Source organism: Enterobacter sp. WI-ESBL-E8 (assembly GCF_053364895.1).
Map to the genome: position 1 here is coordinate 1643495 of NZ_JBRWXJ010000001.1, position 16814 is coordinate 1660308.

11 protein-coding genes are annotated in these 16814 nt (G+C 55.3%); 7 read left to right on the forward strand and 4 right to left on the reverse strand.

Annotated features, from left to right (window positions below; genetic code table 11):
• Positions 1–75: 75 nt before the first annotated feature.
• The 7 genes from cmoM to ACWHWP_RS07805 all read left to right on the forward strand — a co-directional run bounded on the left by cmoM (position 76) and on the right by ACWHWP_RS07805 (position 10712).
• Entirely contained in the window at positions 76–855 is a 780-nt protein-coding gene (gene cmoM / locus ACWHWP_RS07775; RefSeq protein ID WP_447855354.1) for a tRNA uridine 5-oxyacetic acid(34) methyltransferase CmoM, read from the forward strand.
• A 3-nt stretch (positions 856–858) separates the two neighbouring features.
• Positions 859–2181 (forward strand): chromosome partition protein MukF, encoded by a 1323-nt coding sequence (mukF, locus tag ACWHWP_RS07780; protein WP_023335133.1) that lies wholly within the window; start codon positions 859–861, stop codon positions 2179–2181.
• Complete coding sequence (gene mukE, locus ACWHWP_RS07785) at positions 2162–2866, forward strand: chromosome partition protein MukE (protein ID WP_047346903.1); 705 nt, start codon at positions 2162–2164, stop codon at positions 2864–2866. Before mukF ends, mukE begins: the two co-directional genes overlap by 20 nt.
• Entirely contained in the window at positions 2866–7317 is a 4452-nt protein-coding gene (gene mukB, locus ACWHWP_RS07790; RefSeq protein ID WP_059310411.1) for a chromosome partition protein MukB, read from the forward strand. Before mukE ends, mukB begins: the two co-directional genes overlap by 1 nt.
• Before the next feature lie 177 nt (positions 7318–7494).
• Positions 7495–9318, forward strand: coding sequence for a L,D-transpeptidase (gene ldtD / locus ACWHWP_RS07795; RefSeq protein ID WP_447855355.1), 1824 nt, complete (start codon positions 7495–7497; stop codon positions 9316–9318).
• A 174-nt stretch (positions 9319–9492) separates the two neighbouring features.
• Positions 9493–10044: a YcbK family protein gene (locus ACWHWP_RS07800; protein WP_032639289.1), complete on the forward strand. Its 552-nt coding sequence runs from the start codon at positions 9493–9495 to the stop codon at positions 10042–10044.
• 20 nt (positions 10045–10064) lie between these two features.
• Positions 10065–10712, forward strand: a complete 648-nt coding sequence (locus ACWHWP_RS07805) for an MBL fold metallo-hydrolase (RefSeq protein ID WP_059310409.1) — start codon at positions 10065–10067, stop codon at positions 10710–10712.
• Positions 10713–10760: 48 nt separating this feature from the next.
• Here the strand turns inward: ACWHWP_RS07805 and ACWHWP_RS07810 are convergent, their stop codons facing one another.
• The 4 genes from ACWHWP_RS07810 to pncB form a co-directional block, all read right to left on the reverse strand.
• Entirely contained in the window at positions 10761–11951 is a 1191-nt protein-coding gene (locus tag ACWHWP_RS07810; RefSeq protein ID WP_264439073.1) for an amino acid aminotransferase, read from the reverse strand.
• A 184-nt stretch (positions 11952–12135) separates the two neighbouring features.
• Positions 12136–13224, reverse strand: coding sequence for a porin (locus tag ACWHWP_RS07815; RefSeq protein ID WP_447855356.1), 1089 nt, complete (start codon positions 13222–13224; stop codon positions 12136–12138).
• Between the two features lie 605 nt (positions 13225–13829).
• The gene (gene asnS, locus ACWHWP_RS07820; protein ID WP_047346898.1) at positions 13830–15230 is read right to left on the reverse strand and encodes an asparagine--tRNA ligase; all 1401 of its coding nucleotides are present in this window, start codon (positions 15228–15230) and stop codon (positions 13830–13832) included.
• 166 nt (positions 15231–15396) lie between these two features.
• Positions 15397–16599 (reverse strand): nicotinate phosphoribosyltransferase, encoded by a 1203-nt coding sequence (gene pncB, locus ACWHWP_RS07825; protein ID WP_447855357.1) that lies wholly within the window; start codon positions 16597–16599, stop codon positions 15397–15399.
• Positions 16600–16814: the final 215 nt, after the last annotated feature.

Consider the following 16814-nt stretch of genomic DNA (forward strand, 5'->3'; position numbering starts at 1 on the left):
TACACCAGAGAGGTTCATTCTCCGCGCGGGTGTGACAAAATAGCGGTTTTGCAGTTAGCGAGTGGAACTCTCCCAATGCGGGATCGCAATTTTGATGACATCGCGGAAAAGTTTTCGCGCAACATTTATGGCACCACTAAAGGACAGCTCCGTCAGACGATCCTCTGGCAGGATCTGGACACCATTCTGGTGACCTTCGGCGGTCAAACGTTGCGCGTGCTGGACGCAGGTGGCGGTGAAGGGCAGACGGCGATAAAAATGGCCGGGCTCGGTCATCACGTCACGCTTTGCGATCTATCTGCTGAAATGGTCTCCCGCGCGACGCGTGCTGCAGAAGAGAAAGGTGTGAGCGACAACATGCATTTTATACAATGCGCCGCTCAGGACATCGCACAGCATTTGGAAACCCAGGTTGATCTGATATTGTTTCATGCGGTGCTGGAGTGGGTTGCCGATCCGCAAAGCGTGTTGCAAACCCTGTGGTCGATGTTGCGCCCGGGCGGCACGCTGTCGCTGATGTTCTACAATGCTAACGGCTTCCTGATGCACAACATGGTTGCGGGTAACTTTGACTATGTTCAGGTCGGGATGCCTAAAAAGAAAAAGCGCACGCTTTCCCCGGACTATCCGCGCGATCCGCAGCAGGTTTATGGCTGGCTGGAAGCGATTGGCTGGAAGATCGTCGGGAAGACGGGCGTCAGGGTGTTTCATGATTATCTGCGTGAAAAACACAAACAGCGTGACTGTTTTGACACCTTAACAGAATTAGAAACGCGGTATTGCCGTCAGGAGCCTTTTGTCAGTCTTGGCCGCTATATTCACGTCACCGCGCACAAGCCGCAGATGCAAGGATAACCTATGAGTGAATTTTCCCAGACAGTCCCCGAACTGGTTGCCTGGGCCAGGAAAAACGATTTCTCCATCTCGCTGCCGGTAGACAGACTCTCTTTCCTGCTGGCGGTTGCCACGCTGAACGGCGAACGACTGGATGGTGAGATGAGCGAGGGTGAACTGGTGGATGCGTTCCGCCACGTCAGTGATGCGTTTGAGCAAACCAGCGAAACCATTAGCGTGCGTGCCAACAACGCAATTAACGATATGGTGCGTCAACGTCTGCTGAACCGCTTTACCAGCGAGCAGGCGGAAGGAAACGCCATCTATCGCCTGACGCCACTGGGTATCGGTATCACCGATTACTATATTCGCCAGCGTGAATTTTCCACGCTGCGTCTTTCCATGCAGCTCTCGATCGTGGCGGGCGAGCTTAAGCGCGCCGCCGATGCCGCGGATGAAAACGGTGACGAATTCCACTGGCACCGTAACGTCTACGCGCCGCTGAAATATTCGGTGGCGGAAATCTTCGACAGCATCGATTTGACCCAGCGTCTGATGGACGAACAGCAGCAGCAGGTGAAAGACGATATCGCGCAGCTGCTGAATAAAGACTGGCGTGCCGCCATCTCCAGCTGTGAGCTTTTGCTGTCAGAAACTTCCGGCACGCTGCGTGAGCTGCAGGATACGCTGGAAGCGGCAGGGGACAAGCTGCAGGCGAACCTGCTGCGCATTCAGGACGCGACCCTGGCGCATGACGATCTGCATTTTATCGATCGTCTGGTCTTTGACCTGCAAAGCAAACTCGACCGCATTATCAGCTGGGGCCAGCAGTCGATTGACCTGTGGATCGGCTACGACCGACACGTGCATAAATTTATCCGTACCGCGATTGATATGGATAAAAACCGCGTCTTTGCTCAGCGTCTGCGTCAGTCGGTGCAGACCTATTTCGATGCGCCGTGGGCGCTGACCTACGCCAGTGCCGATCGTCTGCTGGATATGCGCGACGAAGAGATGGCCCTGCGCGATGAAGAGGTCACCGGTGAACTGCCGCCGGATCTGGAATATGAAGAATTTAACGAAATTCGCGAGCAGCTTGCCGCGATGATCGAAGAGCAGCTCGCTGTCTACAAAACCAGACAAGTGCCGCTGGATCTGGGGCTCGTGGTGCGCGATTATCTGGCGCAATATCCACGCGCGCGCCACTTCGACATTGCCCGCATCGTGGTAGACCAGGCGGTGCGCCTGGGCGTCGCGCAAGCAGATTTCACCGGACTGCCGCCGAAGTGGCAGCCAATTAACGATTACGGAGCCAAGGTACAGGCGCATGTCATTGACAAATATTGAACAAGTGATGCCGGTTAAGCTGGCACAGGCGCTGGCGAATCCGTTATTTCCGGCGCTGGACAGCCAGCTGCGTGCCGGTCGTCACATTGGCTTAGACGAGCTGGATAATCACGCCTTTTTGATGGACTTCCAGGAGTATCTGGAAGAGTTTTACGCACGTTACAACGTTGAGCTTATCCGCGCGCCGGAAGGGTTTTTCTACCTGCGCCCGCGCTCTACAACGCTGATTCCGCGTTCCGTGCTCTCCGAGCTGGATATGATGGTCGGCAAAATTCTTTGCTATCTCTATCTCAGCCCCGAGCGTCTGGCGAATGAAGGTATCTTCACCCAGCAGGAACTTTACGATGAGCTGTTGACGCTGGCGGATGAGAGCAAGCTGCTCAAGCTGGTGAACAACCGCTCCACGGGGTCGGATCTTGACCGTCAGAAATTACAGGAAAAGGTTCGTTCTTCCCTGAACCGTTTGCGTCGTCTGGGGATGGTCTGGTTTATGGGCCACGACAGCAGTAAATTCCGCATTACGGAGTCTGTCTTCCGCTTCGGCGCCGATGTGCGTGCGGGCGATGACGCGCGTGAAGCACAGCTTCGCATGATCCGCGACGGTGAAGCGATGCCGGTGGAAAACCATTTGTTGCTCAATGACGAGCATGAAGAGAATCTGCCGGATAGCGGGGAGGAAGAGTAATGATTGAACGCGGTAAATTTCGCTCACTGACGCTGATTAACTGGAACGGCTTCTTTGCCCGAACCTTCGATCTGGACGAGCTGGTTACGACGCTTTCCGGTGGTAACGGTGCGGGTAAATCAACCACCATGGCGGCCTTCGTCACGGCGCTGATCCCTGACCTGACGCTGCTTCACTTCCGTAACACCACCGAGGCGGGTGCCACAAGCGGCTCCCGTGATAAAGGTCTGCACGGTAAACTGAAGGCCGGGGTCTGTTATTCGGTTCTGGACGTTATCAACTCCCGCCATCAGCGTGTGGTCGTGGGCGTGCGCCTGCAGCAGGTTGCCGGTCGCGACCGTAAGGTCGATATTAAGCCCTTCGCCATTCAGGGGCTACCGACCTCTATGCAGCCGACGGCGCTGCTGACGGAAACCCTGAACGAACGCCAGGCGCGCGTGCTGACGCTGCAGGAGCTGAAAGATAAGCTTGAAGCTATCGAAGGCGTACAGTTCAAACAGTTCAACTCCATCACCGACTACCACTCCCTGATGTTCGATCTGGGCGTGGTGGCGCGTCGTCTGCGCACCGCCTCAGACCGTAGCAAATACTACCGTCTGATCGAAGCGTCTCTGTACGGCGGTATCTCCAGCGCCATTACCCGCTCCCTGCGCGACTACCTGCTGCCGGAAAACAGCGGCGTGCGTAAGGCGTTCCAGGATATGGAAGCGGCACTGCGTGAAAACCGCATGACGCTGGAAGCGATTCGCGTGACCCAGTCTGACCGCGACCTGTTTAAACACCTGATCAGCGAAGCCACCAACTACGTGGCGGCGGACTACATGCGCCACGCCAACGAGCGCCGCGTGCATCTCGATCAGGCATTAGAGTACCGTCGCGAACTGTTTACCTCCCGTAAACAGCTGGTGGCCGAGCAGTACAAACACGTCGAAATGGCGCGCGAGCTGGGTGAGCACAACGGTGCTGAAGGCGACCTGGAAGCCGACTATCAGGCTGCCAGCGATCACCTGAACCTGGTGCAGACCGCGCTGCGTCAGCAGGAAAAAATCGAGCGCTATGAAGCGGATCTCGACGAGCTGCAAATTCGTCTCGAAGAGCAAAATGAAGTGGTGGCCGAAGCCGCCGATATGCAGGAAGAGAACGAAGCCCGCGCGGAAGCGGCCGAGCTGGAAGTGGATGAGCTGAAAAGTCAGCTTGCCGATTACCAGCAGGCTCTTGACGTGCAGCAGACGCGAGCGATTCAGTACACTCAGGCGTTGCAGGCGTTACAGCGTGCCAAAGAGCTGTGCCATCTGCCTGACCTCACGCCGGATAGCGCCGACGAGTGGCTGGACACCTTCCAGGCCAAAGAGCAGGAAGCCACCGAGAAACTGCTGTCTCTCGAACAGAAGATGAGCGTCGCGCAAACGGCGCACAGCCAGTTTGAGCAGGCCTATCAGCTGGTGGTGGCAATTAACGGCCCGCTGGCGCGTAACGAAGCGTGGGACGTTGCCCGTGAGCTTCTGCGCGACGGCGTAAACCAGCGCCATCTGGCCGAGCAGGTCCAGCCGCTGCGTATGCGTCTGAACGAGCTTGAGCAGCGCCTGCGCGAGCAGCAGGAAGCCGAGCGTCTGCTGGCGGAATTCTGCAAGCGGCAGGGTAAACGCTACGATTTCGACGAGCTTGAGGCCCTGCATCAGGAGCTGGAAGCGCGTATTGCGGCCCTGTCCGATACCGTATCAAACGCCAGCGAACAGCGTATGACGCTGCGTCAGGAGCTGGAGCAGCTTCAGTCTCGGTCTCAGGCACTGCTCCAGCGTGCACCGGTCTGGCTGGCGGCTCAAAGCAGCCTGAATCAGCTCAGCGAGCAGTGCGGCGAGCAGTTCGAATCCAGCCAGGACGTGACCGAATATCTGCAGCAGCTGCTGGAGCGCGAGCGCGAAGCCATTGTTGAGCGTGACGAAGTGGGCGCCCGCAAGCGCGACGTCGATGAAGAAATTGAGCGCTTAAGCCAGCCGGGCGGGTCAGAAGATCCGCGCCTGAATGCACTGGCCGAGCGTTTTGGCGGCGTGCTGCTGTCCGAAATTTATGACGATGTCGGCCTGGATGATGCCCCGTACTTCTCCGCGCTGTATGGCCCGTCGCGTAACGCGATTGTGGTCCCGGATCTGTCGCTGATTTCTGAGCAGCTTGCCGGCCTGGAAGATTGCCCGGAAGATCTCTACCTGATCGAAGGGGATCCGCAGTCGTTCGATGACAGCGTATTCAGCGTCGACGAGCTGGAAAAAGCGGTGGTGGTGAAAATCGCCGATCGTCAGTGGCGTTATTCCCGCTTCCCGGAACTGCCGCTGTTTGGCCGCGCCGCGCGTGAAAGCCGCATTGAAAGCCTGCATGCCGAGCGTGAAACGCTGTCCGAACGCTTTGCGACGCTGTCGTTTGACGTGCAGAAAACCCAGCGTCTGCACCAGGCGTTTAGCCGCTTTATCGGTAGCCATCTGGCCGTGGCCTTTGATGCCGACCCGGAAGCGGAAATTCGCAAACTCAATACCCGCCGCGGCGAGCTGGAACGTGCGATTGCCAGTCATGAAAGTGATAACCAGCAGAGCCGCGTCCAGTTTGAGCAGGCGAAAGAGGGCGTCGCCGCGCTTAACCGCATCCTGCCGCGCCTGAATCTGCTGGCAGACGACACGCTGGCAGACCGTGTGGATGAGATCCAGGAGCGTCTGGATGAAGCGCAGGAAGCCGCGCGTTTCGTACAGCAGCACGGCAACCAGCTGGCGAAGCTGGAGCCGGTTGTTTCGGTGCTTCAGAGCGACCCGGAACAGTTTGAGCAGCTAAAAGAAGATTATGCCTGGTCGCAGCAGGTGCAGCGCGAAGCGCGTCAGCAGGCGTTTGCCCTGACGGAGGTGGTGCAGCGTCGCGCCCACTTCGGCTACTCTGATTCGGCTGAAATGCTGAGCGGTAACAGCGACCTGAATGAAAAACTGCGTCAGCGCCTTGAGCAGGCCGAAGCAGAGCGTACTCGCGCCCGTGAAGCGATGCGCAGCCACTCGGCTCAGCTGAACCAGTACAATCAGGTGCTGGCCTCGCTGAAAAGCTCCTTCGACACCAAGAAAGAGCTGCTAAACGACCTGCAGAAAGAGCTCCAGGACATCGGCGTTCGTGCCGACAGCGGGGCCGAGGAGCGGGCGCGTATTCGTCGTGACGAGCTGCATGCTCAGCTCAGCAATAACCGCGCACGCCGCAACCAGCTGGAAAAAGCGCTGACGTTCTGTGAAGCGGAAATGGATAACCTGACCCGTCGCCTGCGTAAGCTTGAGCGCGACTATTTTGAGATGCGCGAGCAGGTCGTGACCGCCAAGGCGGGCTGGTGCGCGGTGATGCGGATGGTGAAAGACAATAACGTTGAACGTCGTCTGCACCGTCGCGAGCTGGCGTACCTCTCTGCCGATGAGCTGCGCTCTATGTCGGATAAGGCGCTGGGCGCGCTGCGTCTGGCGGTGGCAGACAACGAACACCTGCGCGATGTACTGCGCATGTCAGAGGATCCGAAACGTCCGGAACGCAAAATTCAGTTCTTCGTGGCGGTTTATCAGCACCTGCGCGAGCGTATTCGTCAGGACATCATCCGTACCGACGATCCGGTGGAAGCCATCGAGCAGATGGAAATCGAACTGGGACGCCTGACGGAGGAGCTGACCTCCCGTGAACAGAAGCTGGCGATCAGCTCCCGCAGCGTGGCGAACATCATTCGCAAAACCATTCAGCGCGAGCAGAACCGTATCCGCCAGCTGAACCAGGGCCTGCAGAGCGTGTCGTTTGGTCAGGTGAATAGCGTGCGCCTCAACGTCAACGTGCGTGAAGCCCACGCGACGCTGCTGGAGGTGCTGTCTGAGCAGCACGAACAACATCAGGATCTGTTCAACAGCAATCGTCTGACCTTCTCCGAAGCGCTGGCGAAGCTGTATCAGCGCCTGAACCCGCAGATTGATATGGGGCAGCGTACGCCGCAAACCATCGGTGAAGAGCTGCTGGATTACCGTAACTACCTGGAAATGGAAGTTGAGGTAAACCGTGGTTCCGACGGCTGGCTGCGTGCAGAATCCGGGGCGCTCTCTACCGGTGAAGCGATCGGTACCGGGATGTCGATTCTGGTGATGGTCGTACAGAGCTGGGAAGATGAAGCGCGTCGTCTGCGCGGGAAAGATATCTCCCCATGTCGCCTGCTGTTCCTGGATGAAGCGGCGCGTCTTGATGCCCGCTCGATTGCCACGCTGTTTGAGCTGTGTGAACGTCTTGATATGCAGCTCATCATTGCGGCACCGGAAAACATCAGCCCTGAAAAAGGCACCACCTACAAACTGGTGCGTAAAGTGTTCCAGAACAGCGAACACGTTCACGTTGTCGGCCTGCGTGGCTTTGCTCCGCAGCCGCCAGAGTCCTTGCAGGAAACCACGGCGGACGCATCCTGACGCGTCTCCTTAACGAGAGCGGCGCCCTGGCGCCGCTTTTTTTTTAAACTTAACTTGTGCTTAGGGCTGCGTTATCTTTAAACTTCTTTACATAAGGTAAGGCAACAGGTTTGCCGGCTACCTATAATAAAGAAAGCCCCACCGTGATGGGCATGTCGTGAAAACAGGGGGCAAGGGATGTTGCTAAAGAAAAAATGTGGTCGTCAGCTGTCTGCGCTCAGTTTATGCCTGGCAGTGACATTTGCTCCACTGTTAACCGCCCAGGCCGACGAGCCTGAAATTGTGCCGACTGACAGCTCTGCAACGACGGGTGCGCAGCCAACGTCGCTGTCTGAGCCGCTGGAGCAGTCTCCGGCGACGGCTGTCATGGCCGGTATTAAGCCGCTGCCGGAAGGCATCGACGCCGAATCTCTCAGTCAGCAGCTGCAGTCGGGGCTGCCGTCAGGCTACACGCCTGCCTATCTCAATCAGCTCACGCTGCTTTATGCTGCCCGTGATATGAAACCGATGTGGGAAAATCGCGATGCCGTGCGCGCCTTCCAGCAGCAGCTGGCGGAATTGGCCATTGCCGGGTTTCAGCCGCAGTTTACAAAATGGGTCGAGCTGTTAACCGATCCTGCCGTCACCGGACAGGCGCGGGACGTGGTGCTTTCCGATGCCATGATGGGCTACCTGCAGTTTGTGGCGGGCATTCCGGTCAACGGCAACCGCTGGTTGTACAGCGATAAGCCGTACAAGCTGGCGACACCGGCGCTGTCGGTCATTAACCAGTGGCAGTTAGCCCTGGATAATGGCGAGCTGCCGCGCTTTATTGCCAGCCTCGCACCGGCACATCCGCAATATACCACCCTGCACCAGTCGCTTCTTGCGCTGGTGGGTGACTCCCGTCCGTGGCCGCAAATGCGCGGTACCACGACGCTGCGTCCGGGGCAGTGGAGCAGCGATGTTCCTGCCCTGCGTGAGATCCTGGCGCGTTCCGGTATTCTGGACGGCGGGCCACATATCGCCTTGCCCGGCGACGATCCGCAAAACGCGGTGGTCAGCCCGTCAGCCCCCGTGAAAGAGAAAAAAGCGGTCGCCGTCAGCAATAAACCCGCAGCATACGACCGCGAGCTGGTTGCGGCAGTTAAGCAGTTCCAGGCCGTTCAGGGGCTGGGGGCCGATGGCGTCATTGGCCAGACAACGCGTGACTGGCTAAACGTGTCGCCTGCGCAGCGGGCAGGGGTGCTGGCGCTGAATATCCAGCGTTTGCGCTTGCTGCCGGGTACGCTCTCAACCGGGATTATGGTCAACATTCCGGCGTATTCGCTGGTCTATTACCAGAACGGTAGCGAAGTGCTGGCGTCGCGCGTGATTGTCGGACGTCCGGATCGTAAAACACCGATGATGAGCAGTGCGTTAAATAACGTGGTGGTTAACCCGCCTTGGAACGTACCGCCGACCCTGGCGCGTAAGGACATTCTGCCGAAGGTCTGGAACGATCCGGGGTATCTGGAACGTCATGGCTATACGGTGATGCGTGGATGGAACAGCAAAGAGGCCATCGATCCTTATATGGTCGACTGGTCGACCATCACGGCGTCAAATCTGCCGTTCCGTTTCCAGCAGGCTCCCGGGGCGCATAACTCGCTGGGGCGCTACAAGTTCAATATGCCGAGTTCAGACGCTATCTATCTGCACGATACCCCGAACCACAACCTGTTCCAGAAGGATACTCGCGCGCTGAGTTCTGGCTGCGTGCGCGTCAATAAAGCCTCGGAACTGGCGAATATGCTGTTGCAGGATGCGGGCTGGAACGATACGCGCATCTCGGATGCCCTGAAACAAGGGGATACGCGTTACGTGAATATTCGGCACAATATTCCGGTCAATCTTTACTATCTGACCGCGTTTGTGGGCGAAGACGGGCGGACTCAGTATCGTACAGATATTTACAATTATGATCTCACCGCGCGATCCGGCGCACAAATTTTGCCAAAAGCGGAACAATTAATCAGGTAAATGAAGCAGTTCGGGAAAAAAGATTGTCGTAAGTTAGGGTGAATACGGGGCAATATCGCTGTAAGCCGCGTATTCACTGGGGTTGGGCGCCTTGACGTACCTGGTTTTGCCAGTTAAGGTGCCCTTCGTGCGCTAAGCATATTACGATTTCTTTTACCTGTAGACCTGATTATCATGGACAAATTTGACGCTAATCGCCGCAAACTGCTGGCGTTAGGTGGTGTTGCGCTTGGCGCAGCGGCCATCTTGCCGACGCCAGCATTTGCCACCCTCTCGACACCTCGTCCGCGAGTTTTAACGCTCAACAATCTTCATACCGGTGAGTCGCTAAAAGCGGAGTTCTTCGATGGCAGAGGCTATATTCAGGATGAATTAGCAAGACTTAACCATTTTTTCCGTGATTTCCGCGCGAATAAAATAAAAGCCATCGATCCAGGACTGTTTGATCAGCTTTTCCGCCTTCAGGGCCTGCTGGGCACCAGCAAGCCAGTGCAGCTTATTTCTGGCTATCGCTCAATTGATACCAATAATGAGCTACGCGCCCACAGTCGCGGGGTAGCCAAAAAGAGCTATCACACGAAGGGACAGGCAATGGATTTCCATATTGAAGGCGTTTCGTTAGCCAATATTCGCAAAGCTGCGTTATCTATGCGCGCAGGTGGTGTAGGATATTACCCCAGCAGCAACTTTGTGCATATTGATACCGGTCCGGTTCGGCACTGGTAATAACGAAACACAGGAGCAGTATGAACTATCGTATTATTCCGGTTACCGCGTTCTCCCAGAATTGTTCACTCATCTGGTGCGAACAAACTAAACTGGCCGCGCTTGTCGATCCCGGTGGCGACGCTGAGAAAATCAAGCAGGAAGTCGCTGACAGCGGTGTCACGCTGATGCAAATTTTGCTGACGCATGGTCACCTTGACCATGTTGGCGCAGCGGCGGAACTGGCGCAACATTATGGTGTGCCGGTGATTGGTCCGGAAAAAGAAGATGAGTTCTGGCTGCAGGGGTTACCCGCCCAAAGCCGCATGTTTGGCCTTGATGAGTGTCAGCCCCTGACGCCCGATCGCTGGCTGAACGAAGGAGAGCGCGTTAACGTAGGGAATGTGACTTTACAGGTGTTGCATTGTCCTGGGCATACGCCAGGCCATATTGTCTTCTTTGATGACCAGTCCCGTCTGCTGATTTCCGGCGATGTGATTTTCAAAGGTGGCGTAGGACGAAGCGATTTTCCCCGCGGCGATCACGGGCAGCTGATTCAGTCGATTAAACAGAAACTCTTGCCGCTGGGTGATGATGTGACGTTTATCCCTGGACACGGTCCGATGTCGACGCTGGGCTATGAACGGCTTAATAACCCGTTCCTTCAGGATGAGATGCCTGTCTGGTAACCCGAATAAAAAAAGCCTGCATAACGCAGGCTTTTTTATGGGCGCAGATTACAGTACGGCGACAATCGCTTCGCACAGTGGCGCCATGTTGTCAGGCGTCATGCCCGCAACGTTCACGCGGCCAGACGCTACGGCGTACACGCCAAACTCTTCACGCAGGCGCAGAACCTGCTCTTTGGTCAGTCCGCTGAAAGAGAACATGCCGTTCTGTTTGATGATAAAGCTGAAGTCGCGATCGGCGCCTTTCTCCGCCAGGGTGTTCACAAACAGCAGGCGCATGCGCTGAATACGCTGGCGCATATCGTTCAGCTCTTGTTCCCAGATCGCGCGCAGCGCATCGTTGCTCAGGATAGTGGCAACAACAGACGCACCGTGTGCCGGTGGGTTAGAGTAGTTCGCGCGAATAACCGATTTCATCTGGCTGAACGCACGGTCAACGGTCTCTTCGTTTGCCGCAACCAGCGTACAGGCACCCACACGCTCATTGTACAGACCGAAGTTCTTGGAGTAGGAGCTGGCAACAATCAGCTCCTGATGCACGGCGGCGAACGCGCGCAGGCCTTCAGCATCTTCTTCCAGACCACGGGCGAAGCCCTGGTAGGCAAAGTCAAACAGCGGCAGCCAGCCTTTTTCTACGGACAGCTTCGCCAGATGTTCCCACTGCTCAAGCGTCGGATCGATACCGGTTGGGTTGTGGCAGCATCCGTGGAACAGCACCACGTCGCCCGCCTGCGCTTCGCTCAGGCTTGCCAGCAGGCCGTCAAAGTCGAGAGAGTGATTTGCCGCGTCGTAGTAGGCGTATTCGCGCACGTCCAGACCCGCGGAATTGAAGACGCTCTTGTGGTTCGGCCAGCTTGGGTTGCTCACCCAGACGCGCTTCACAGAGGTGTTTTTCGCAAGGAAATCCGCCGCCACGCGCAGCGCGCCGGTACCGCCAGGGGTCTGCGCAGTACGGGCACGTTTGTCACTCACAATTGCGCTGCCTTTACCGAACAGCAGCTCCTGGGTGCAGCGACCAAATTCAGGGATACCATCAATACCGAGGTAGTTCTTGGTGGTTTCGTTTTCCAGCAGATACTGCTCAGCTTTCTTAACGCTGGTCAGTACCGGAGTTTTGCCGGTTTCATCTTTATATACACCAATACCCAGGTTGATTTTGCCAGGGCGGTCGTCGGCACGAAACAGATCGGCCAGGCCCAGAATCGGGTCGGCAGGAGCGGCGGTAATGTTCTCAAACATGACGAAGTTCCATTGTGATTACAGAAGTGAAATCCGCTATCAGGTTAACGGTAGATTTACAAAATGCCAACCGTTTGCGACGAAAAGCGTGCGGCTTTTCAAAAGTCGCCATTATTTTCTGTCGGGCATAAAAAAACAGGGCCGAAGCCCTGTTCATTAAGCATATAACAAAGTGGTGTTCTGATTAGAACTGGTAGGTAACAGCCATTGCAACCTGGTCGTCTTTACCGTTCACGATACCCACGCTACGAGAGTAGTCGGTGTCGTCGATCAGGTTCAGCTGGTAGTCAACATAGACGTTGAAGTTTTTGTTGAAGTAGTAAGTTGCACCCAGTTCAACAAATTTCTGCAGGTCAGCATCGCCGCCAGAGAAGGTGCCACGCTGTGACAGGTTTTTACCTTTAGACTGAACGTAGGCCACGGAAGGGCGCAGACCGAAGTCGAACTGGTACTGAGCGATCACTTCGAAGTTCTGAGTTTTGTTCGCGAATGAGCCGTCAGCTTCACGGGTCATGTTGCGGGTTTCAGCGTAGGTGGTTGCCAGGTAGATGTTGTTCGCATCGTATTTCGCGCCAACTGCCCATGCTTCAGCTTTGTCACCTTTACCGTCAGCGGTCTGCAAGTTAGTACGGTCAGAGTTGCTGTATGCACCGATCAGACCGAAACCTTCGCCGAAATCATAACCCAGAGAGGTACCGAAGCCGTCACCGTTAGCGGTTCTAACGTCGGTACGGTCGTTTTTGCCCTGATACTGCAGACCCAGGCTCAGACCATCAACCAGACCGAAGAAGTCAGAGTTGCGGTAGGTCAGGAGACCAGAGTTACGGCCGGTCATGAAGTTATCAGAGTAGTTAGCCCAGGTCATACCAGAGAAGGATGGGGCCATATCGGTGTAGGATTCTACATCGTATACGATACCGTAGTTACGGCCGTAGTCGATTGAACCTGCGTCACCGGCTTTCAGACCAGCGAACGCCAGACGGGTACGCTGAGTCTGGTTGCTTTCTGCCTGGCTTGCCAGAGCACGGTATTCCCACTGACCGTAACCAGTCAGTTGGTCATTGATTTGAGTTTCGCCTTTGAAACCGATCTGAGCATAGGTTGCATCGCTGCTGTCAGTGTTGTCACCTGAAGTCACGAAGTCGTGTTCACCAACCACTTTCCCGTACAGATCCAGTTTGTTGCCGTTTTTGTTATAGATTTCTGCAGCGTTAGCTGCACCGGCTACCAGCAGAGCAGGGATAACCACTGCCAGAATATTGCGCTTCATCATTATTTATTACCCTCATTGGTTTTTTTATGACACTCGCCACTGCCGTCAATAAATTCTGTCAATAAATATTTCCGGAACTATTGATGAGAGTTTGGTGTCTTTATGTATCTGTCAGGCATCTTTCCATTCACCGAAGCGTTTCGCTAGCCTCAAAGTGCTACAATTCTCAAGATTAAGTAACAACAAGAAAATGTGTGTAACCAAATATGTATTTTCTGGAACTTTGTGAACCATCTCAAACTTCAGACCTCATTGGCGAATTAAGCGACAGTGCGATTCCTATATATATGAATTCCTTATGATTAATTTGGATAAAGGCAATTCATATAAACAGACGTTAAACGACTCGTTTTTTCTTATACCCCCAAAGAGACTTCTGGATGGCTGAAAAAGTGGTTGAAATTTGTGCTATTGCTTGAGGCTGCAATAATCGCAATAAGAATGGGGTTTATTTTTTGTGGCTGGATATTTCACGGAAACAAAACGTAACAGCTAGTGGTTGTGACGGGGTGAAGGTTTAAAGATGCTGACTTTGCGCTGACGAAAACTGACAATGCAGAATAAAATAATGGCCAGCATATGCTGGCCATTTTCTGTTTTGTTGCTTAGAAGCTGGCGTTACGTGGAGTACGCGGGAATGGAATCACGTCACGCACGTTCTGAACGCCCGTCACGTAGGCGATCAGACGCTCGAAGCCCAGACCAAAACCGGCGTGCGGCACGGTGCCGTAGCGGCGCAGATCGCGGTACCAGCTGTAGTCCGCTGGGTTGAGCCCCATCTCTTCCATGCGCGCGTCCAGCACGTCGAGACGCTCTTCACGCTGAGAGCCACCGATGATTTCACCAATGCCCGGCGCCAGGACGTCCATCGCTGCCACGGTTTTACCGTCTTCGTTAAGGCGCATGTAGAAGGCCTTAATATCTTTCGGGTAGTTTTTAACGACAACCGGCGCTTTGAAGTGTTTCTCGGCCAGATAGCGTTCGTGCTCAGACGCAAGGTCAACGCCCCAGTAAACCGGGTTCTCGAACTTCTCACCACATTTCTCGAGGATCGCCACCGCGTCGGTATAGTCTACCTGGGCAAAGTCAGCAGAGACGAAACGCTCCAGACGGGCCACCGCATCGCTGTCTACGCGCTCAGCGAAGAATTTCATGTCGTCCGGACGCTCTTCCAGAACCGCTTTGAAGACATACTTCAGCATTGCTTCCGCCAGGCCGGCAACATCGTCCAGGTTGGCGAACGCCACTTCAGGCTCCAGCATCCAGAATTCCGCCAGGTGACGGCTGGTGTTGGAGTTTTCGGCGCGGAAGGTTGGGCCAAAGGTGTAGATTTTGGACAGTGCGCAGGCATAGGTTTCGCCGTTGAGCTGGCCAGATACCGTCAGGAAGGCTTCTTTACCGAAGAAGTCTTTGTCATAGTCCACTTTACCTTCTGGCGTGCGCGGCAGGTTTTCCATGTCCAGCGTTGAGACGCGGAACATTTCACCCGCACCTTCGGTATCAGAAGCGGTGATCAGCGGGGTAGATACCCAGAAATAACCCTGCTCATCAAAGAAACGATGCAGCGCCTGAGCCAGCGTATGGCGCACGCGCGCCACCGCACCAATCAGGTTGGTGCGCGGACGAAGGTGTGCGACTTCACGCAGGTATTCAATGCTGTGACGTTTTGCCGCCATCGGATAGGTGTCCGGATCGTCAACCCAGCCGGTGACTTCAACGGCAGAGGCCTGAATTTCGAAACTCTGGCCCTGGCCCGGTGATGCCACAACCACGCCGGTCACAATTACGGAACAACCCGTTGTCAGGCGCAAAACGTCATCATTGTAATTGGGCAGAGAATTATTAATGACGGCCTGTACAGGATCAAAGCAGGAACCGTCATAGACGGCAAGGAAGGAGATGCCAGCTTTAGAATCTCGGCGGGTACGCACCCATCCGCGCACGGTGACTTCTGAGTCAACGGCGACACGGCCCTGGAGTACGTCGGCTACAGGCACAACGCTCATAATATTCTCTCTGTTAATAGTCGGAAAAAATAAACACTTGTCCACCCTTATGGGGGGATATCTATGTTACCTGCCATCCGCTATCAGACAAGCAAATTTCGCAGTCAAAAGAGAAGAATTAAGAAAAAATAAGGAGAGAGGGAGCCATCGAGGCTCCCTTAAGTGCTTAACTGGCTTTTTTGATCTGGGGGAGATCGAACGCTTTGCGCAACGCGCGGACAAACGCTTTGTCATGGCAGATGGTTTTACCCGGGCTATCGGAGAGTTTTGCCACCGGCTTGCCGTTACATTCCACCAGCTTAATAACGATATTCAGAGGTTTTACCTGAGGAATGTCGCAGGTCAAACGGGTACCAATCCCGAAGCTCAGGTTCACTCTGGTACTGAAATGGCGATAGAGTTCGACTGCTTTCGCCAGGTCGAGGTTGTCTGAGAAGACCAGCACCTTGCTCATCGGGTCAATCCCGAGTTTTTGGTAATGGGCAATCGCCTTCTCGCCCCACTCAACCGGATCCCCGGAATCGTGGCGTAACCCCTGGTAACGCTCAGCGAACTCGGGACCAAAGTCGCGCAGGAAGGCGTCCATCGTAATACAGTCGGTGAGGGCGATCCCGAGTTGTTTCGGGTACTCCTCAAGCCATGCGGCCAGTGCCGCGCGCTGGCTGTTAGCCAGATCGGGGCTTATCTGCTGATGCGCCTGGAACCACTCGTGCGCCTGGGTGCCCATTGGCGTCAGGTTGAGGCGACGGGCCAGATCGTAATTGCTGGTGCCCACGAACCACGGCTCCTGCTGCAGACGTTTAACGATGGCCTCCTGAACGTCGCGAGAGAAACGGCGACGGGTGCCAAAGTCCATCAGGCGGAAGCGGGACATGTCCAGCCCTTCGGTCAGCGTGGAGAAGGCAGCGAGTTTGTTTTCCAGCGAGGCAACCGCCTGCTCTACGCCCGTTTCCGGTGAGCGGTAGCGGTGGGCCAGCTCGCTGATCACCGCCAGAAGCGGCACTTCCCACATGATCACTTCCCGCCACGGGCCTTCAAGGCGAATATCCAGCTTGCCATTATCGTTAACCACGGTGACCTGCTCCGGCTTATAGCGGAAATCGCGCAGCCAGTTCAGATAGTCGGTTTTGAAGAAAGGCAGGCCGGAAAGCAACTGATATTCGTCGTCCTGCAGCGTCAGATGCTGCATAGCATCGACCTGTTCACGAATGGAGTCTGCGTAGATACCGAGCAAGTCGTCGCCACGGCAGCGGAATTCCGCCGCGACATGCACGTCATAGTAGTGGTGGAAAACGGCTTGCTGCATATGCAGTTTATACGCGTCGGTATCCAGCAACGTATGCAGAACAGGGGAAGCGAATTGAGTCATAGGTGCGCAGTAGCATCCTCTCACAGGAGCGTTTAGTACAATAAACAACTCCGGAGTATACCTTGTTTAGTGATTTATTGAACCCCGATCACAACATAAGCGCGTTTTATGGTCGAGGGCATTTTGTGCCCCGTGTTATATAAATGTAGCAAAAAAGGGTTTTGTACCTGAAAAGATGAACATTCTGCATAGCGCGTTTTACACAACAGGAATAT